Origin of the sequence: Sphaerisporangium sp. NPDC051011, from assembly GCF_040653595.1 — a bacterium.
In the GTDB taxonomy this organism is placed as follows: Bacteria; Actinomycetota; Actinomycetes; order Streptosporangiales; family Streptosporangiaceae; genus Sphaerisporangium.
Window position 1 is genome coordinate 531522 of record NZ_JBFAGG010000002.1, and the last position, 19580, is coordinate 551101.

The following is a 19580-nucleotide window of genomic DNA, read 5'->3' on the forward strand; positions in this document are numbered from 1 at the left end:
TCCGGCCGGAGAGGTCCAGGCGCGTCGCGGTAGGTGATCTCCGTCCGGTACGGGCGCAGGCCGCGGCGGGTGTAGTTCACCGCCGCGCCCCGAACATTCAGGCGAAGAGGTCTGGGGGAGGGGTGGGGGCCAGGACGGGGTCGCCGTCTTTGATGGGGGGCGCGCCGGCGACGAAGTTGGTCAGGTCTTCCTCCGCGATCAGGCGGGCCTGGGTGAGGCCGCCGGCGGCGCGGCGGGTCAGGGGGGCGATGGGCAGGGGTGACGGCGACGCGGCGATGATCAGGTTGCCGAACCTGCGGCCGCGCAGGACACCCGGCTCGGCGAGCAGCGCGGCGTGGCGGAACGTTCCGCGCACGGTGGCGACGACGCGGCGGGCGAACGCCAGGCCCTTGCCGTCGGCCAGGTTGACCAGCAGGGTGCCGGAGTCCTTGAGCACGCGGGCGATGTCGCCCATGTACTCGGCCGTGGCGAGCTCCAGCGGCATGACGGCCCCGGTGAAGGCGTCCAGCACGAACAGGTCGGCCGAGGCGTCGCGCAGCCCGGTGGCGCCGCTGCGCCCGTCCGTGACGCGTACCTTGAGCGAGGGCACCGATCTCAGCCGCAGGTGCTCCCTGACCAGCCGGACGAGGGCGCCGTCGGGCTCGATCACGATGTGCCGCGACCCGGGCCTGGTCGCGGCGATGTACCGGGGCAGCGTGCAGGCGCCCGCGCCCACGTGGACCACGTCCAGCGGGCCCTCGTCGATCACGTCGATGACGTCGGCCATCAGCCGGACGTACTCGAACTCCAGGTACGTGGGGTCCTCCAGGTCGACGTACGACTGGGGGACCCCGGCCACGCTCAGCAGCCACCCGTTCGGCCGGTCGAGGTCGCGCAGCAGCTCGACCTCCCCGGAGTCGATCGGGTAACGCCCCGGCGCGGGGGTCGTCTCCTTGGGCTTGCCCACACGCTCTCCCACGCGTTCTGGTATATCCCTATGTGCCCTGCCCGGCACCTTTGGGAGAACCGTATGCGCCACCGAGGAGTGCTCGCTCTCGTCGTGGTGAGCACAGCCATACTCGTCGCAGCCCTGACCGCCGCCGTCGTCACGGACGCGCGGAGGGTGACGGGTAGCCCCGAGCAGACAGGCCGGGCCTACCTCGACGCCTGGGCCGGAGCGAACCAGACGCAGATGCGCGACCTGGTCGCGTCCCCGCCCGCGGACTTCCTGGAGGTCCACCGGCGGCTCGGCTCCGACCTGCAGATCCTGTCGATCAAGCTGACCGCTGGCGCCGTGGTGCGCCGCGGCGAGGACGCCGCCGACATGGCCTTCGACGGGGTGCGGCAGGTCGGTGAGCTGGGCCAGTGGAGGTTCTCCTCGGTGCTGCACCTGGCGGTCAGGGACGGCGCGTGGAAGGTCGTCTGGACGCCCCAGACGCTCATGCCGGGCATCGGCTCCGACGAGAGGCTTCGGCTGTCGAAGATCACCGTCCCGGGCACCGAGCTGCTGACCCGGGAGGGCAGGCCCCTGCCGCACGACAGCGGCGCCGACGCCTACTTCAAGGAACTGGCCGGCAGGATCGACGACCTGGAGAAGGGCCCGGCGACGGGCTGGGCGGTCGAGGCCGTCTCGGCGAAGACGGGCGGGGCCAGGAAGCTGATCGTGTTCCGCCACGCCATGGACCGCAGCTTCAGGACCACGCTCGACTGGTGGACGCAGGCCGCGGCGGCGCGGGCGCTGGACGGGGCCGGCGCGCCGGCCGCGCTCGTCGCGGTCAGGCCCTCCACGGGCGAGGTGCTGGCCGTGGCCGACCGGCTGCCGGGCCAGGGCGCGTTCTACACGCCCGCCCCGCCCGGCCCGGCCTTCGAGATCGTCACGGCGGCCGCGCTGCTGAGGGACCGCCTGGCCCCCGGCGCGCGGGTGGGCTGCCCCGCCAGCTACACCGTCCCGAAGGGCCCGACCTTCGGCAACGCCGGGGACCAGGACCACGGGACCGTGACGGTGCGGCGGGCGTTCGCGCTCTCGTGCGACACGTCGTTCACCCGTCTCGCGGCCGAGCGTCTCAAGGACGGCGGCCTGCGGCGGGAGGCGGCGGGGTTCGGGTTCGGCGGAAACCTGAAGTCGGGCCTCGGCGGGGTCTGCGGGTCGATACGCGCGGCGGGCGACCCCGGGGAACTGGCCGCGGACGCCATCGGCGGGAACTCCGTGCGGGCGACCCCGCTGTGCATGGCGTCGGTCGCGGCGGCGGTCCAGAACGGTGCGTGGCGCCCGCCGAGGCTGATGTCGGAGCGCGCGGTCGCCCGCCTGGAGCGTGGCGGCCTGCCGAAGCCGAAGAAGCTGCCCGCCCCGGTGGCCGTCTCGCTGCGGACGATGATGTCGGCGGTCGTGACCGGCGGGACGGCGGCGTCGGCCGGGCTGCCCGCGGGGACGGCAGGGAAGACGGGCACGGCCCGGTCCGCCTCGGGCGGCGAGCACGCCTGGTTCGTCGGGTACCAGGGGGATCTGGCGTTCGCGGTGTTCGTCGAGGGCGGCGGCTCGGGGGCGGACGCCGCCGCCCCGATCGCCGCGCGCTTCCTCGGCGCCCTCTGAGCGCGCCGACGTCGAACCTGCCCATCGTCTGAGCGGGCCGGCTTCTGAGTACGCGGGTCGCAAACCCACCCCAAGCGCCTCAATAGGCCCAGAAAGCCCCAGGAGCCTCGTACAGGGCCGAAGGGCGCCTCAGACGGTCGCGGGCTCGCGGGCGAGGCGGCGTACGGCCAGCTCGGCGTACAGGGCCGCGCCGTCGGCGAGGACGGCGTCGTCGAAGGAGGCCTCCGCCGAGTGGTTGTAGGCGGCGCGGGCCGGATCGACCCCTGTGGGGCACGCGCCCATCGCGACGAACGCGGACGGCACCTCGTCGCAGACGAACGCGAAGTCCTCGGCACCGGTGAACGGCTGCGGGGCCCGGATGAACCGGCGCTCGTCGTCGAAGACCTCGCGGACGGTCGTGCCCACGAAGTCGGCCTCGGAGGCGTCGTTCACGGTGACCGGGTAGCTGATGTCGTAGCGGGCCTCGACGGAGAGGCCGTGCGCGGCGGCGATGCCGTTCAGCAGGGTGAGGATGCGCTCCTGGATACGGGCGTGCGTCCCGGTGGAGAACGACCGCACGGTCGCCTCGAACCGCGCCTCGTCGGGGATGACGTTGTCGGTGGTCCCCGCGTGGAAGCTGCCGACCGTGACGACGACCGGGTCGAAGACGTCGAACGCCCGCGTCACCATCGTCTGCAGCGCGGTCACCATCTCGCAGGCCGCGGGGATCGGATCGCTGGCGCGGTGCGGCGTGGAGCCGTGCCCGCCCGCGCCGCGGACGGTGACGATGAGCCGGTCCGCCGCCGCCATGATGGGGCCGCCCCGGCTGACGAACACGCCCTGTGGGAGCACCGAGCTGATGACGTGCAGCGCGTAGGCGGCGGCGGGACGCGCGCCCGCGGCGTCCAGCACGCCCTCGTCGATCATGATCTTCGCCCCGCCCGCACCCTCCTCGCCCGGCTGGAACATGAAGACGACGTTCCCGGCGAGCCGGTCGCGCCGGGCGGCGAGCAGGTGGGCCGCCCCGGCGAGCATGGTGGTGTGCAGGTCGTGCCCGCAGGCGTGCATGCGCCCGGGCAGCTCGGAGACGACGGCGCCGCCGCGCTCGGTGACCGGCAGGGCGTCCATGTCGCCGCGGAGCAGGACCGTGGGCCCGGGACGCGCGCCGCGCAGCACGGCGGTGACCGAGCTGAGGCCCTTGCCCGTCGACACCGTGAGGGGCAGCCCGGAGAGCGCGGTGAGCACCTTCTCCTGCGTCCTCGGCAGGTCGAGGCCGAGCTCGGGCTCGCGGTGCAGCGCGTGGCGCAGGCGGACGAGCTCGCCGCTGAGTTCGTTGGCGTCTTCGCGGAGTGACACCCGCGTCTCCTCTCGGCCCTGTCACGGACATGTCCCCGCATCGTCCGCGCGTTCAAACGATATTGCCTGACTTGACGCCTGGTGGACAGCTTTTGGACCTGCCTTGGTCTGCTGTCGTGACCTTTCAGGATAGGACGGAAACGTGGTGATGGAGGCGGAGATATTTCGACATTGGAGGGCGACATGCGCGACGTCAGTGGTCAGGCGGCCCCGGGGATGACCGGCCGCCAATGGTGGGTTCTCGCGGTGCGCGGGGCCTGCGCGATCGTATTCGGCATCCTGGCCATCATCTGGCCGCTCATCACGCTCCTGACCCTGGTGGTCCTCTTCGGCATCTTCGCCATCGTGAGCGGGATCTTCACCCTCGTCGGAGCCTTCCGCGGCCACCACCCCGGCGGCTCCAGGACGTGGATGATCGTCGCCGGCGTCCTCAGCGTCATCGCGGGCATCATCGCCTGGATCTGGCCGGGCATCACGGCCTTCGCACTGCTCATGCTGATCGCGGCCTACGCGGTCGTCATCGGCATATCCGAGATCATCGCGGCCCTGCGGCGCCGCAAGGCGGGCGAGACCGAGTGGATGTGGATGGTCACCGGCGTTCTCCCGGTCATCTTCGGAATCCTGCTCTTCGTCTGGCCCGCCCCCGGCGCGCTCGCCCTGACCTGGCTGATCGGGATCTTCGCGATCGTGTACGGCGTCTCGCTGCTCGTGCTGGCCTACCGGGTCCACGACCTCGGCCACCGCGGGGCCGCCGGCACGGCCGCCCACGCCATGTAGGGACATCCGACGTTCCGGCGACGTCGCGGGGACGCCGGTGGGGCGAAGAATTTTCGACGTTCGACGCCGTGGCCGGAAAGTCTTCACATAATCACAGACTCGCGGGGAATAGTTCGGGTACGACCTTCCATCGACCCAGGAGGGCCCATGAGCGTCCTCGACCGCCTCGCACGCCACCTGCTCGTCGACGGTTACCGGCTGGAGCTGGATCTCGAGCGCAGCGGCGGGTCCTGGATCGTCGACGCCGGCACCGGTCGCCGCTACCTCGACTTCTACACGTTCTTCGCCTCGGCCCCGCTCGGCGTCAACCCGTTCGACGACGACCCCGAATTCATTTCCCTGCTCGGCAGGATCGCCGCCAACAAGCCGGCGAACTCCGACCTGTACAGCGTCCACCTCGCCGACTTCGCCGAGACCTTCGCCCGCGTGCTCGGCGACCCCGAGCTGCCCCACCTGTTCTTCGTCGAGGGCGGAGCGCTGGCCGTGGAGAACGCCCTCAAGTGCGCCTTCGACTGGAAGAGCCGCCACAACGAGGCCCGCGGCCGCCCCCGCGAGCTTGGCACCAAGGTGCTGCACCTCACCCGGGCCTTCCACGGCCGCAGCGGCTACACCCTGTCGCTGACCAACACCGAGCCGATCAAGACCGACCGCTTCCCGATCTTCGACTGGCCGAGGATCGACGTGCCCGCGATCCACTTCGGGGACGTCGAGGCCGCCGAGCGCAGGGCGCTGGCCCAGGCGCGGGACGCCTTCGCCGCCCACCCGCACGACATCGCCTGCTTCATCGCCGAGCCGATCCAGGGCGAGGGTGGCGACAACCACATGCGCCCGGAGTTCCTCCAGGCCATGCAGCACCTGTGCCACGAGAACGACGCGCTGTTCGTTCTGGACGAGGTGCAGACCGGCGCCGGGCTCACCGGCACGCCGTGGGCCTACCAGCAACTCGGCCTCGCGCCCGACATCGTGGCCTTCGCCAAGAAGGTGCAGGTCGGCGGGATCATGGCCGGCCGCAGAGTGGACGAGGTCGAGGGCAACGTCTTCCAGGTGAGCGGGCGGATCAACTCGACCTGGGGCGGCGGCCTGACCGACATGGTGCGCTCGCGCCGCATGCTGGAGATCATCGAGCGGGACGGACTGATCCCGCGCGCCGCGAGGCTCGGGGAGCGCCTGCTGGGCGGGCTGCGGAAGCTGGAGACGACCTTCCCCGGGCTCGTGCGCAACGCCCGGGGCAGGGGCCTCATGTGCGCGTTCGACGTCACCTCGGGCAGGGACCGCCTGGTCGCCTCGATGCGCGAGGACGAGGGCGTGCTCGTCCTGCCCTGCGGCGAGCGGTCGGTACGGCTGCGCCCCGCGCTGTCGGTGCGCACGGAGGAGATCGAGCACGGCCTGGCGGCGCTCGGGCGCGCGCTCACGGCGGCCCGCGACACGACGACCGTGCCCGCCTAGGACTGTGCCAATTGCCGCGCCTTCGGCGCGGCGGGTTCGGGGCGCCCCTTTTGGCGGCGTTCTTCCGCCCCCGCGCGTGCGGACTCCAGAACACCGCCGCGCCCCGCTGTGCCTATGGCCGAGCCTCCGGCACGGCGGGTTCGGGGGGCGCCGTGAGCCCTCGCCACAGGCCGATGGCGGTCACCCGGGAGTCGGCGCCGAGCTTGGAGTAGATGCGGTTGACGTGGTTCTTGACGGTCTTCTCGCTGAGGAAGAGCCGCTGGGCGATCTCTCCGTTCGAATGTCCCGTCGCGATCAGGTCCATCACCTCGGCCTCGCGTTTACTCAACCCGGTGTGCGCGTGCTCGTTGTACCTGGCGTCATCGACACTCATCCGGCCTCCGGTGGCACGAATCTTGTCAGATCGCCGAGCCCCCCCGCGCTGACGGCGTAGCGGTTCTGTGCGAGCATAGCCCGCCGTCCCATTCTTTGGGGTCGATGCTGCCGGAGAAAGGCTAATTTCCCCGGTAGGGGTGGGGTTGTCCGGTAAAAGCGCGATGGCCGGTCCGTCTGGACCGGCCATCGACCGTTGGGGTGAGTGATGGGACTTGAACCCACGACATCCAGGACCACAACCTGGCGCTCTGCCAACTGAGCTACACCCACCATGGCCGCTGATCGCGCGGCGGCACAGGAAAAGTGTAGCGGGCTTTGCGGGGTCCTGGCGCCGCGGCGGGTCAAGATCCGGTGATGGCCTCGGCGACTTCCCGTGCGGTGGCGGAATCGGGGCCCGGCTGCGGGACGAAAACCGCCGCGCGGTAGTACCTCATCTCCTGCACGCTCTCGGTGATGTCGGCGAGCGCGCGGTGCCCGCCCTGCTTGGCGGGGGAGGCGAAGTAGACCCGCGGGTACCAGCGGCGCACCAGCTCCTTGACCGAGGAGACGTCGACCATGCGGTAGTGCAGGTAGCCGTCGACGGCGGGCATGTCACGCGCGATGAAGGAGCGGTCGGTGGAGATGGAGTTGCCGCACAGCGGCGCCTTCTTGGGCTCGGGGACGTGCCGCCGGATGTACTCCAGAACCAGGGACTCGGCCTCCGCGAGCGTGACGCCCTGGCCGAGGGCGGGGAGCAGACCCGAGGAGGTGTGCATCTGGCGCACGACCTCCGACATCTGCTCCAGGGCCTCCCTCGGCGGCTTGATGATGACGTCCACGCCCTCGTCGAGTTGGTTCAACTCGCCGTCGGTCACGACGCACGCGACCTCGACCAGCGCGTCACGGCCCAGATCGAGCCCGGTCATCTCACAGTCGATCCAGACCAGCAGGTCACTCATAATGCTCAGCGTAGTGCCCGGTCACGAGGCTTTGAGAGAGTCCAGTACGCGATCTATCACCTTCGTGTCCAGATTGTCCGGCACGGAGGCGTACACGAGGGTAGGCCGGTCTTGCGGCCCCTGGTCGATGACCAGGTAGAACCCCTCTTCCTTCTGGAACTTCCACCCGTTCTTCTTCGCCTCGGCGGTGAAGTCCAACTCGAACCGCAGCAGCCAGGCCTTCTTGCCGCTGACCTCGATCGCCTCATCCTTGATGATCTTGCTCTTGTGGGGCGGGGAGTAGAAGATCGGCTCATACTGGAGCAGCACCGTCTTGACCGCGCCGCGCAAGCCGCCCACCCCCGTGTACTCGAACGCCTTCGGCAGGCGGGCGGACGCCACCTGGCTCACCCAGTCGTGGCCCTGGCCGTCGTAGTCCTTCTGCGAGATGGCCTGGTAGGCGGCGGTCCACTGCGGGAAACGCGGGTCCTCGGGGCCGTTGCCGTTGATCTCCGCCCAGTCCGATACCGTCCATGGGGCGCCGGGGAACGTGAAGGAGACACCCGTGCGCGGGTCGGTCACCCTGCCGCCCTTGGGCTGCGGCAGGACGGCGGGGAAGTCGATCGAGGACGAGGGACTCGGGCCCGGGGTGGGCGGCGTCTCCAGCGGGGGAGTGATCTGCGGGTCGTTGGGCTCGATGGTCTCGCTCGGCACCGGGGCCGGGCTGTCGATGGCCGTGGGCGTCCCGTCGTTCCCGCGCACGATGGTGAAGCCGATCACCAGGGCCACGACCAGCAGGATCACCAGGGCCCCGCCGCCGAGCACCCACGGCATCGGGCTCTTCTTTGGCGGAGGCGGCGTGCCCCCGAACTCGGGCATCGAGAACTGCGCGGTGTTTCCGGGGTTTCCGGGGTGTCCGTAGTTGCCCGCGTTGCCCTGGTTCCCCGGCTGGCCCCACTGCTGCTGCGCGGGCGCGCCGTACGGGCCGGTCGGCGCCCCCTGCGGGCCGCCCGGAGGCGCGTACGGCCCGGGGGAGGGGTACTGGGTTCCTCCGGGGGGAGCGAACTGGGCCGTCCCCTGGGGAGCGCCCGGCTGCTGGTAGACGGCCGTCGGCTGAGGGCCCTGCTGCCCTGCCGGCGGGGGGCCCTGCGGTCCGGGCGGAGGACCCTGCTGCGACCCCTGCGGCAGGAACTGCGGCGCAGAGGCGGGCGGGGCCGGGTACGGGCCGGTGCCAGGCTGCCCCTGCGGCGGCGCGCCCGGGCCGGTGCCGTGCGGGGACGCGGCGCCCGGGACGGGGTTCGGGCCCGTGTCCCCCTGCTGAGCAGCCGGGCCGAACTGATTCGCCGCGCCCGGCTGAGAAACCGGCCCGGACTGAGAAACCGGGCCGGGCTGAGGGGCCTGATCTGACTGGGGAGCCGGGCCGGACTGGACGGCTCCGCCCGATTGGGGCGCGGTTCCTCCTGGCGCCGACGGCCCGGGCGGCGCCCACTGGCCGGTGGTCACGGGCCCGCTCTGACCCAGGGAATTCTCCAACGGGTGGGTGGCATCGGTCCACTGCGTGCCATCCCACCAACGCAATTGGGGGGTTCCGTACGGGTCTGGGTACCAGCCGGCGGGGGTCTGCGTCATGCCCGTCACAATAGTGACATTGCCGTTATCGCGCATTTGCAGGCACAAGGCGGGCGCGGTCGGCTACGTCGGACTGTGATGTGCCCGGTCAGCATTTATAGGTGAACGAGGCCTTGTCCTCCAGCGGAGTCCCCGGCCCGGTGGGCGACAGGACGCGCAGCTTGGCCGTGTACTTCTGGGTGCCCTCGCCCTTCACCTTCCACGGGAAGTGCAGCTCGTAGGTCGTCGAGCCGGACGGGATCGTGTCGGTCTGCTCGATCGGATCCTCGCGGTCGCTGCGCCACCACTGGTAGCTGACCTGGCCCGAGGACCCGTTGGTGGTGAGCACGCCCACGACGTCGACCGTGACGTCACACCCCTTGGCCTTGGGCGCCTTCACGTCCACCGCCAGGACCGACAGCGGCGCGGGGCGCTGCGTCCACAGGTACAGCCCGACGGCGAGGATCAGCACGAACAGCACGCCCGTCCACAGCGCGCCCCCACGACGGCGGCGCCGGGGCGGACGGCCCCTCAGCCGGTCCTTGGCGGCGACGGTGTTCTGTTGCTGCTGCCCCGCCCGCCAGATCTGCGCGGCCGTCGTGTCCGCGGGGACCCCGGGCCCGAAGCGCATCTCGCCGCTCGCCGCCGTCGGGGCGGTCCCCGCGGGGGCGGTGCCGGCCCAGCCGTCCAGCGGCGGCCCGGCGACGGCCCCGGCCGCACCCGCCGCGCCGATCGCGCCCGCGAGGCCCGGCCCGGCCGCGCCGGCCGGGGGCTGCGTCCCGCCCGGGCCGGTGTTGTAGAGCAGCGTCACGATCTCGCCCTGGTCCACCCCGGGCGCGCCGTACGGCATGGGCCGTCCCGTTGGGACGTCGGCCGCCGCCCACTGCTGGATCGTGCGCACGAGCCGGTCGCGGGTGGTGAACCCGGCCGGCAGCAGGTCGCGCCCGGCCAGGAGCGTGTCGCGCGCGGCGCTCAGGCCGTTCGCGGCCGCCGTGGCCGCCGCCCGCTCGAACAGGCGCGCCGCCTCGGGCGACCCCGCCGCCCAGCCCGCCGCCAGCCCCCTGGCCAGGGACGCCCACGCCGCGACGTCCTGACCGGGCGAGGCCTCGCCGCCCCACAGGGCCGCGGCCAGGCCGCGTTCCGCCAGCAGCGCGGTGCCGTCCTCGCCGATCACGATCGTGCCGGGGCCGAGGGCGCCGTGCGACAACCCGGCCGCGTGCACGGCGAGCAGGGCCTGCGCGGTCTCCACCAGGACGGTGGCCGCGCTGCCCGCGTCGGGGCCCCCGGCCGGGCCGTTCACCAGGTCGACCAGGGACGGGATGGCGGGGCGGGACGTCAGCAGCCAGACCTCCCCGTCCGCGGCCACCAGGTCGGCGACGGGCAGCAGCCCCGTCAGGCCGGTCTGGGCCAGGCGGCGGTCCTCGACGACCGCCGCGACCACCCGCTCGCGCGCGCCCGGGGCCGAGAGCGCCCGGGGATCGAGCCTCAGCGCCGCGGCCCGGCCGCCGTCAGGCGCCACGGCGTCGTACCAGGTGCCCACCTCGCCGGTGCGCGAGCGTGGCGCGAGCCGGTACCCCGCGATATCACCGCCGTCGGGCATCTACCCCTGCCTCCGGTGCCGTCCCGCCATGCGCTTCTTCACGACCAGTGTGGCGGGAACCGTGCCCGTCGTCACCAGCCCGATGGTGAGAAGCGTGGGCAGGTCGCCGCCGCGGCTCGGCGGATCGGAGGGCGCGGGGGTCGCGGGCGCCTCGCTCGTGTCGCCGCGCGGGGTCTCCCCGGAGCCGCTGCTGCTCGGCGTCTCCCTCGGGGGCGACGAGGACTCGGTCGGGGTCGGGGTGGGGGTCGGCTCCTCCGTCGGGGTCGGGGTCGGGGACGGAGTCGTGCGGGTGGGGGTCGGGGTGGGCGACGGCTTGGGCTTGCCCGACGGCACCGGATCCTTCACGTTCGGGTCCGACTCGTCGTCGGTCGCCGTGGGCTTGGGGGAGGCGGTCGGCTTCTTGGTCGGCTTCTTGGTGGGAGAAGGTTTCGGCGTGGGCGTCTTCTTGGTGGCGGTGGGCGCGGGAGCGGCGGTCGTCGGCGCTCCGGCGGTGTTCTGCGGCGTGGACGGCTCGGGGGAGGTCGTCTCGGACGGCTCCTCGGACGGCGTCTCCGTCGGGTCCTCGACCGGGGTGTCGTCGATGGCCGGCTCCGGGCTGCCGCCGGTCGTCACCGTCTCCACCACGGTCGGGGTGGGTGTGATCACCGTGGTCTGGGCCTGCAGGGAGGTGTTCCCGAGGGACCCGACCAGCACGGCGGTGATCGCCGAGACGGCCGCCAGACCGACCGCGCCGATCGCGATCTTGACGCTGAGCCTCTGGAAGCCCCGCCGGTGGCCGAGGTCGGACTCGGCGAGCGAGGCGCCCGCCTCGGGCGCGTCCTCCCCGAGGGGGAACAGCAGCACGAGCAGGCCCGCGAGGGCGGCGAGGCGGCGCCGTCCGCGTTCCTCCCAGTCGTTGCCGTAGGTCTCGACGGCGACGGCTTCGAGCTCGGCCAGGAACTCCTCGGCCGAGGCGGGACGGTCGGCCGGGTGCTTGGCCAGGCCCCGCTCGATCAGCCCGCGCAGCGGCGGGGGCACCTGCTCGACGGGCGGCGGCATCGACTGGTGCTGCCGGGCGAGCACCGCGGCGTTGTGCGACTGGAAGGGCCGCGTCCCGGTGAGGCACTCGAAGAAGACGATCGTCGCCGCGTAGACGTCGGTGCTCGGCCCGGCGGGTGCGCCCGCCCACTGCTCGGGCGCCATGTACGGCGGCGTGCCCGCCCCGCTGACGCCGTCGCCGACGCGCACGGCGATGCCGAAGTCCACCAGCTTGCTGTGGCCGGCGCCGTCGATGAGGATGTTGTCGGGCTTGAAGTCCCGGTGCACGAGCCCGTTGGAGTGCGCCGCGCCGAGGCCCAGCAGCGAGCCCTTCAGCAGGACGAGCGCCGCCTCGGCCCCGGTCGGGCCCTCCGAGCGCAGCAGCGTGCGCAGCGAGACGCCGTTGACGACCTCCATGACGATGGCCGCGCGGCCGTTGTTCTCGACGTACTCGTAGAACCGGGCGGTGTGCGGGCTGTCGAGCAGTTCGAGCAGCCGGGCCTCGTGCCGGAATCTGATCAGGAAGCCTGGATCGGAGACGAGGTCGTCCGACAGGTATTTGATCGCGACCATCGTTCCGTCGGCCTCGTAGCGTGCCATCACGACACGCCCCGAACCGCCCGCGCCGAGATCTCGTATCTCGGTGTATCCGGGCACTCGCCATGCCCCCATGGCCCCCATGTGGCCGTCCATTCGATCTCCTTATGTGCCGGGCCCCCACCCGTGACGCGAGAACGAAGCTTAACGACGGCGTGGCCGCTCTGAGGTGCCTAAACGGATATTTGGCATGTTGTGGCGGCGATTGTCAGTAATTTCGGTCCTGCACGAGGGCCCGCGAGACCATGTGAGACGCCCAGAGGGCCCGGGGCGTCAGCCCGCCCGGCCGGGCGCGGGACGGCCCGAGATGTGCGCCGGGACCGGGACATCGTGCGGCAGGTCCGGGTCCGGTTCCGGGCGGTCCCAGCTCGCCCGCAGCGGCAGCACGCCCGCCCACACCGGCAGCGCGTAGTCCTCCTCGTCGTCTTTCGGCGGCCCCTGGCGCACCTTGACCGACGCCTCGGCGAGCGACAGTGCCACCACCGCCGTCGCGGCCAGCTCCTTGCGGTTGGGCAGGCGCGTGGTGTCCCACTGGCCGGGCGCGAGCTGCTCGGTGATCGCCCGCAGGCCCTCCAGCCGCTCCTCGTCGTCCACCACGGCCCGCGGGGTGCCGTAGATCATCGCGGAGCGGTAGTTCATCGAGTGGTGGAACACCGAGCGCGCGAGCACGATGCCGTCGACGTGGGTCACGGTCACGCAGACCTCGCCGGCCGCGCGCAGCGAGGTGGCGCCGGTGGACCCGTGCACGTAGAGCGTGTCGCCGATCCGGCCGTAGCCTGTCGGGATCACGCGCGGGGCGCCGTCGACGACGACGCCGAGGTGGCAGATCAGCCCCGCGTCGAGGACGGCGTACAGCTCGGAGCGGTCGGTGCGGCCCCGTTCCTTCGAACGGTTCAGGGTGGTGCGTGCGGTCGTGGAGAGCATGCCGCTACCGTAAGGAAGAAGTGGACGGTTGTGGACGTCCACTGGCGACCACTTCCGGGAGACCACTTTGGGGCCCACATTGCGCGGGCACGTCGACCTTCCGCTGACGCTCGACCGGAATGCGCCGGTCCCGCTCGCCGTGCAGCTCGGCGACCAGCTCCGGGACGGCGTGCGCGCGGGCATGCTCAGGTCGGGGGAGCGCCTGCCCTCCAGCCGGAGCCTCGCGCGCCTGCTGGACGTGAGCCGCACGGTCGTGACCGAGGCGTTCCAGCAGCTCTACGCCGAGGGATGGCTGGAGGGACGGCACGGGTCGGGCACCTACGTCGCGAGCCTGACGGGCCTGCCCAAGCCGGGCCTGCCCAAGCCGGGCCTGCCCAAGCCGGGCCTGCTCAAGCCGGGCCCGCCGAGGCGCGACCCCCTGTGGAACGGCCGGGCGTCCGCGAACGGCCGGGCGCGCACGCCGGGCGCGGGGCCGGCGGGGGACGGCGCGGGCCGCCCGGAACCGGCCCCGGAATCATGGGCCGGGACCCGGCGGCCGCCCCCGGGGGTGATCGACCTGCGGCCCGGACGCCCGTGGGTGCTCGGGTACGACGAGCGCGCCTGGAAACGGGCCTGGCGCCGCGCCGCCGACCTGCCGCCGCAGGCGTACGTCGACCCCTACGGGCACCCCCGCCTGCGGGAGCTGCTGGCCGCCCACCTGCGCAGGGCCAGGGCCGTCCCCGCCGGGCCGGAGAACGTGATGGTCACCCGGGGCACCGGCAACGGGCTCGACCTGGTCGCCGCCACCCTGCTGCGGCCGGGGGACGGCGCCGGGGTCGAGGAGCCCGGGTACCGCACCGCGCGCCACGTGCTGGCCGCGCGGGGCGGGCGCGTCGTCCCGTGCCCGGTGGACGAGCAGGGCGTGGTCGTCGCGGGCCTGCCGGACGACCTGCGGGTGCTCTACACCACCCCCGCCCACCAGTACCCCCTCGGCGGACGCCTGCCGATCGCCCGCAGGGAGCGGCTGCTCGCCTGGGCCGGGCGCACGGGCGCGACCGTCGTGGAGGACGACTACGACGCCGAGTTCCGCTACGACGTGGCGCCGCTGCCCGCCCTGTACGGCCTCGACCCCGGGCGGGTGGTGCTGCTCGGCACGCTGTCGAAGTCGCTCGCCCCCGACGTCGGCATCGGCTGGCTGGTGGCCACGCCCGAGCTGCTCGCGCGCGTCGCCCGCGTCCGGAAGTCGCTGGCCGACCGCACGTCCGGGCCGGTGCAGGAGGCGGTGTCGGTACTGCTGGAGAGCGGCGACCTGGACCGGCACCTGCGGCGCATGCGGCTGGAGTACGCCCGCCGCCGCGCCGCCATCGTCGAGGCCCTCGGAGCGCGCGTCCTCGGCGTGTCCGCCGGGCTGCACGTCTTCCTCGGCCTGCCGGCCGGGGCCGTGGAGCCCCTGGTGGAGGCCGCGGCCCGGCACGGCGTGCTCCTAGACACGACCGCCCGCCACCACCACGGCCCGGTCACGGCCCACGGCCTGGTGATCGGCTACGGCTCGGCGTCTCTCGCCGAGGTCAGAAAGGCGTGCGCGGTCATCCGCGCCCTGCTGCCGGACGCCTGACCCGCGCGCTCAGGCGGCGTTGGGCAGCGAGCGGTCGCCCGGCGGGGGCGGGGCCGGCCGGAGGGTCTCGATGACGGGGAGGGCGCGCCCGGCGTAGAGCGGGTCGACGGGCAGGACGTGCCGCGCCCACCAGCGGGCGAGCTCCGGGTCGGGCGAGGGCTCGACGAACGCCTCGGCGTAGGTGTCGTACGGCGGGTCGTACAGGTAGCCGGTGGGGACGCCGCGCCGCTCCAGCGTGGCGATGGCCCGGTCGCGGTCGGCCACGAGCAGCGGCACCCGGAACAGCGGCTGGCCGGTGTGCGCGCGCACGGCCCCGGCAGCCGTGGGCAGCTCGGCCAGCCGGGCCACCCCGGCGAGGCGGCGGTCGCGCTCGCGCGGCAGGCGGGCCAGGCGCCGGCCTTGGTACCAGCGGGAGACCGCGCCGCGCGCGTGCCGGTAGTCGTGCAGGTCGGCGCGCACCCAGGAGTCCAGCGGCGGCAGGCCCGGCGCGGCCGGCCCGGGCGAGGCGTCCATCCCTACGCCCATCGCCTTGCGTAACTCGTCCGGCCGCAGCGCGATGCGGTATCCCTCGCGCGCCTCCTGCATGCCGAGCGCGCGGGCGAGCAGCATCGCGGGCCGCGCCAGGTCGAGCCGGAGCGCCAGGTGGCGGGCGGCCGAGGTGGCGACGCCCAGCAGGTCCCTGCGCAGGGAGCCCGGCTGGAGCAGCAGGTCGCGCTCGTGCTCCAGCGCGCGACGGTCGGCGGCGCCGTCCACCACGAGGACGCCCCCCGACCCGGCGCCCGCGTGCTTGGACAGGCTGAACACCCCGGCGACGCCGAAGGTGCCGAGCGGGCGGCCGTCGACGGACGTCTCGGCGGCGTGGGCGACGTCCTCGATCACCACCAGGCCCGTCATGGCCATCACATCGTCCGGCAGGCCGTACAGGTTGGTGGTCAGCACGGCGTCCACCGTGCCGAGCAGGGCCCGCGCGGCGTCGATGTTGCCGTCGAGGATCGAGATCGGCGCGATCACCGGGATCAGCCCGGCGGCGAGGACGAGGAAGAGGATCTCGTCGGCCGAGATGGGCGACATGAGCAGCCGCTGCCCCGGAGTGCACCAATGGCGCAGCGCGAGGTACAGCCCCAGCCGGTTGGAGGGGAGGTACACGCTTTCGCGGCCCGTGCGCGCCGCAATGATCTTTTCGGGGCTCACCGCTGCCTTCTTTCACCGCCCGGTCCCGCCACCGCGACGACGGCCGAACCAGAAACCTAGCGCAATGCGGGCGGCCGCGCGGAGAGGAGAAGACCGGCGCTCACGCGCGCGGCGTCAGGAGGCGAGGGAGGTGCGGATGCGGCCGTAGGTCTTGAGGGCCAGGTCGGCGGTCTCGCGCAGCATCGAGTTGGCGAGGACCGTTCCACGGGCCTTCCGGACGGGAACGCGCATGAGCCAGTGAACTCCGGCCCCCGGGGTGGCGCGGGCGATCCTGCCCTCGGTCACCCACAGCTCGCCGGTCTTCAGCTTCTCCTTGTACTCCTTCTCGCCCCGCCCCATGTCGATGAGCCGGATTCCGGCCTCGGCGGCGCGCTCGGCCATCGCCAGGTGGTGGATCAGGCCGGGCGAGTACTTGGCGAAGGCCGTGTCGTAGGCGGGGAACCATCCGGCGAGGGTGGTCTTGGTGCGCAGCCCGAAATGGCCCGCGACCGGGCGGTCGCCGACGTACACCATGTCGAGCGAGCCGCCGAAGTGCTCGGTGTCGATCCGCAGCAGGTTCTCGACCAGCTTCGTGATCCACGGCCGCGAGAACCGGTCGGCGCGGCCGGTCCTGCGGTACTGGTCGGTCTTCCAGTCGGTGAGGACGCGCAGGACGGCCTGGTCCTGGATCCCGTAGTCGTGGCGCAGCTCGCCGAAGTCACGCCCGAGCTTGCGGCTCTTGTACGCCGTGCTCTTGTACGTCTTGCCGGAGACCTGCTTGAGCGTCTCGACGTACGCCGCGTAGCCGTCGGACAGGTCGATCACCGGGGACGGGTGCCGCGAGTGCTTGGCCGGCACCAGCGGCTGGCCCGCGAGCAGGTGGTCGAACTCGAAGACCGCGAGCCCGCACGCCTTCATCAGCTCATGGGCCGAGAACTCGATGTCCTTGACGTGGATCATGCCCTGGGCGTCGGTCAGCCCCGCCGCGACCGGCCTGCCGATGCCGAGCTGGTGACGCTCGAAGGGGAAGAACCCCACGATGTCACCGCCGTCGGTCAGCACGGCGACGCGCGCCTGTTCGCGCACGCGGCCGGTCTCGATCGTGAACTCCGGCGACAGGAACGGGTTGTCCAGGGCCGGGTCGGCGCTCTGCAGAGCACGCCACCGGGCCGTCTCGGACGGGCCGAGCTCGCGAGGGTGAACCACGGATATGCGCATGGGCTCCTACTGGGGGTACCTAGCGACGCGGGCCAGGCTCGCGCCTTCTACCCAGCTTGGTGCCTACGATGTAATAGTACGATAAAGATCAGATCACGGTGCTGTTCGCGATTCCGATCGATTATCGTTCCACCGCGTTCACGGGGTCCACCGGGCGTCCATTCTCGCGCGACTCCATCCCGTGAGGCCGGGGCACGCCCAGGTTCGCGGCGTGCCCGCCGACGATGCGGTCGACGTCGATCGGCCCCGGGTCCCCCTCGGACGTGCCGGGGACCTGCGAGTTGCCGAAGTGCCCGCCTCTCGCCCACAGCCGGCGGCTGCCCTGGACCGCCACCGAGTGAGGGTAGGGGAGCGGGGGCCCGGCGGGCCACAGCCGCGGCACCTCCCAGGAGTCCAGCCACGCCAGGATGTCGTCCAGTCCGTCGAGTTTGCTCTCGGTGAAGGGCTCCTGCACCGATCCGAGCACGCGGATCTGCACGCAGACCCTGCCCTGCCGGTTGAGATCTCCGGGCAGGCCGTTCGCCGCGCGTGTGGGGGGCAGAGACTGGATGATCTGCCCCGAGACGGGATTCCAGACGAGATGGGCGGGACGTTTGATCTGTACGAGCCGCTGGGCGACGGATCTGGCCGTGACCCGCTGGGGATCGGTAGGCCAGATGAACCAGACCACCCGGGGAGCGCCCCCGGCCATGGGCCCGGAGTCCTCAAGAGCGGGAATTCGACTGGCGACGGGCAGCCATGCCTGGGCCACTGTGCCCCCTCAAATCCTCGGTCGCCGGATTCATACCGCTTTCATGCCAAGTTGACACCTTGGATCTTTGATAATTACTTCGATACTCATAAGCGAACTTGAGTGGTTAGTGCGCTTAATGAGCGGTCTGGTGTGACCGCGATCCCTCCCTGTGATGACGGCCCGCATCCGTGGCGTCGCCAGGAGTGGGAGCATTCAAGGGTTCTGCAAGCGCGAGCGGATACGGTGGCGAAGTGTTGGACAACGGTGGTGGCCGGCATGCCCGGCGTCGCTACATCCCCCGAGGTCCGGTGGCCGCGGGCGCGGGGCTCGTCGCCCTGGCCCTGGTGGTCGGCCTCCTGGTGGTCGCCGCGCAGCGGGGTGCCGACCGCGGCGAGGGCGTGGCCGCGACGATCCTCGCCACGCCGCAGCCGCCGCCCAGCCTCGAAGCTCCCCCCGTGGTGGACAGCTGGCCGCGCTGGGGCGTCACCCACACCCAGTACAGCGCCGACAACGAGGCCGCCGAGGTCCGCGACCGGGTGAAAGACCTGTTCAGCAGGGTTCCCATGGTGCAGAACCAGCACATCATGGGCTGGGGGGCGGGCAACCCCGAGCCCGCGCCCGGCAAGTACGACTTCCGCGACCTGGACCGCCGGGTCAAGCTGATGGCGTCCACCAAGGCCCAGCCCGTCCTCACCCTCTGCTGCGCCCCCGACTGGATGAAGGGCGGCGCCGAGGGCCGCACGAGCTGGGGAAAGATCGAGGTCGCCCCCCGGCGCGAGCACTTCGCCGACTATGCCGAGCTCGCCGCCACCGTCGCCAAGCGGTATCCCACCGTCACCCACTACATGGTGTGGAACGAGTTCAAAGGCTTCTGGGACGAGGCGCACAACAACTGGGATGTCGAGGCCTACACCGACCTTTACAACCGCGTCTACGACGCGCTCAAGGCCGTGAACCCCAAGATCCAGGTCGGCGGGCCGTACATCCCCGTCGACAGCCACATCTCCAGCGCCAACTCCTCCACCCTCAAGGGGCCGTGGGGCGCCGTCGACAGCCGGCCGCTGGAGAGCATCCAGTACTGGCTGGATCACAAGAAGGGCGCCGACTTCATCGTCGTCGACGCGTCCTCGGCCACCAACGACCGGGGGCTGGTGCCCGACGAGTTCACCGCGCTCAAGAAGTTCTCCGCGGTCACCACCTGGCTGCGGCAGCAGAGCGGCGACCTGCCGGTCTGGTGGGCCGAGTGGTACATCTCGCCGGACAACATCGACTGGGACGAGCAGCACCGCACGGCCGTGCAGACCGTGGCCATGATGGAGTTCGCCAGGAGCGGGGCCGCGACGGCCCTCTACTGGAACCCCCAGCGCAAGGGCGGGGACGACTGCCCGGGCTGCCTGTGGTCGCCCGCCGATGGCCAGGAGATGCCCATGGCGGGCCTGCTGAGCGGGTTCACGCGCTGGTTCCCGGCGGGCGCGCGGCTGGTCGACGTCCCGGTCTCCGACCCACGAGTCCAGGTGCTCGCCGTGGAGAAGCAGATGATCATGGTGAACACCACGAACGCGCAGCTCGCCGTCCAGGTCGACGGCCGCCCCTTCCAGCTCGGGCCGTACGCCGTCCAGTGGAGCGACCGGGGTCGGTGAGACCCCTCCCGGGACCGGCGACCCGCCGGCGAGGGACGACCCGCCCGCGAAGGACGGGCC

General features: G+C 72.3%; 16 protein-coding genes and 1 tRNA gene. 5 read left to right on the plus strand and 12 right to left on the minus strand.

Annotated features, from left to right (window positions below):
- Nucleotides 1-97: 97 nt before the first annotated feature.
- Nucleotides 98-958, minus strand: coding sequence for a fused MFS/spermidine synthase (locus tag AB0H21_RS06570; protein WP_358512731.1), 861 nt, complete (start codon nt 956-958; stop codon nt 98-100).
- 51 nt (nt 959-1009) lie between these two features.
- On the opposite strand from AB0H21_RS06570, the gene AB0H21_RS06575 reads away from it, so the two are divergent.
- Entirely contained in the window at nt 1010-2569 is a 1560-nt protein-coding gene (locus AB0H21_RS06575; protein ID WP_358512734.1) for a penicillin-binding transpeptidase domain-containing protein, read from the plus strand.
- Between the two features lie 129 nt (nt 2570-2698).
- On the opposite strand, the gene AB0H21_RS06580 is transcribed toward AB0H21_RS06575, so the two are convergent.
- Nucleotides 2699-3904, minus strand: coding sequence for a M20 family metallopeptidase (locus AB0H21_RS06580; RefSeq protein WP_358512736.1), 1206 nt, complete (start codon nt 3902-3904; stop codon nt 2699-2701).
- A 183-nt stretch (nt 3905-4087) separates the two neighbouring features.
- Between AB0H21_RS06580 and AB0H21_RS06585 the strand changes: the two genes are divergently transcribed.
- Nucleotides 4088-4681: an HdeD family acid-resistance protein gene (locus AB0H21_RS06585; RefSeq protein WP_358512739.1), complete on the plus strand. Its 594-nt coding sequence runs from the start codon at nt 4088-4090 to the stop codon at nt 4679-4681.
- 147 nt (nt 4682-4828) lie between these two features.
- Nucleotides 4829-6127, plus strand: a complete 1299-nt coding sequence (lat, locus tag AB0H21_RS06590; RefSeq protein ID WP_358512742.1) for an L-lysine 6-transaminase — start codon at nt 4829-4831, stop codon at nt 6125-6127.
- A gap of 112 nt (nt 6128-6239) precedes the next feature.
- Here lat and AB0H21_RS06595 read toward each other — a convergent pair whose 3' ends face one another.
- The 7 genes from AB0H21_RS06595 to AB0H21_RS06625 form a co-directional block, all read right to left on the minus strand.
- The gene (locus AB0H21_RS06595; RefSeq protein WP_358512745.1) at nt 6240-6500 is read right to left on the minus strand and encodes a response regulator transcription factor; all 261 of its coding nucleotides are present in this window, start codon (nt 6498-6500) and stop codon (nt 6240-6242) included.
- A 196-nt stretch (nt 6501-6696) separates the two neighbouring features.
- Nucleotides 6697-6772 (minus strand) — tRNA-His (locus AB0H21_RS06600).
- A 71-nt stretch (nt 6773-6843) separates the two neighbouring features.
- On the minus strand, nt 6844-7440 hold the full coding sequence (orn, locus tag AB0H21_RS06605) for an oligoribonuclease (RefSeq protein ID WP_358512748.1): 597 nt from the start codon (nt 7438-7440) through the stop codon (nt 6844-6846).
- Between the two features lie 21 nt (nt 7441-7461).
- On the minus strand, nt 7462-9048 hold the full coding sequence (locus AB0H21_RS06610) for a DUF2510 domain-containing protein (RefSeq protein WP_358512751.1): 1587 nt from the start codon (nt 9046-9048) through the stop codon (nt 7462-7464).
- An 88-nt stretch (nt 9049-9136) separates the two neighbouring features.
- The gene (locus AB0H21_RS06615) at nt 9137-10627 is read right to left on the minus strand and encodes a hypothetical protein (protein WP_358512754.1); all 1491 of its coding nucleotides are present in this window, start codon (nt 10625-10627) and stop codon (nt 9137-9139) included.
- Complete coding sequence (locus AB0H21_RS06620; RefSeq protein ID WP_358512756.1) at nt 10628-12337, minus strand: serine/threonine-protein kinase; 1710 nt, start codon at nt 12335-12337, stop codon at nt 10628-10630.
- A gap of 177 nt (nt 12338-12514) precedes the next feature.
- Nucleotides 12515-13165 (minus strand): pyridoxamine 5'-phosphate oxidase family protein, encoded by a 651-nt coding sequence (locus tag AB0H21_RS06625; RefSeq protein ID WP_358512758.1) that lies wholly within the window; start codon nt 13163-13165, stop codon nt 12515-12517.
- Nucleotides 13166-13232: 67 nt separating this feature from the next.
- On the opposite strand from AB0H21_RS06625, the gene AB0H21_RS06630 reads away from it, so the two are divergent.
- Entirely contained in the window at nt 13233-14759 is a 1527-nt protein-coding gene (locus tag AB0H21_RS06630; protein ID WP_358512760.1) for a PLP-dependent aminotransferase family protein, read from the plus strand.
- Nucleotides 14760-14768: 9 nt separating this feature from the next.
- Here the strand turns inward: AB0H21_RS06630 and AB0H21_RS06635 are convergent, their stop codons facing one another.
- From AB0H21_RS06635 to AB0H21_RS06645, 3 genes are all read right to left on the minus strand, one after another.
- Nucleotides 14769-15950 (minus strand): DegT/DnrJ/EryC1/StrS family aminotransferase, encoded by a 1182-nt coding sequence (locus tag AB0H21_RS06635; RefSeq protein WP_358512762.1) that lies wholly within the window; start codon nt 15948-15950, stop codon nt 14769-14771.
- Between the two features lie 114 nt (nt 15951-16064).
- Complete coding sequence (locus tag AB0H21_RS06640; protein ID WP_358512763.1) at nt 16065-17147, minus strand: GNAT family N-acetyltransferase; 1083 nt, start codon at nt 17145-17147, stop codon at nt 16065-16067.
- A gap of 121 nt (nt 17148-17268) precedes the next feature.
- On the minus strand, nt 17269-17898 hold the full coding sequence (locus AB0H21_RS06645; RefSeq protein WP_358512765.1) for a hypothetical protein: 630 nt from the start codon (nt 17896-17898) through the stop codon (nt 17269-17271).
- A 233-nt stretch (nt 17899-18131) separates the two neighbouring features.
- On the opposite strand from AB0H21_RS06645, the gene AB0H21_RS06650 reads away from it, so the two are divergent.
- Nucleotides 18132-19520, plus strand: coding sequence for a xylan 1,4-beta-xylosidase (locus AB0H21_RS06650; protein ID WP_358512767.1), 1389 nt, complete (start codon nt 18132-18134; stop codon nt 19518-19520).
- Nucleotides 19521-19580 lie beyond the last annotated feature (60 nt).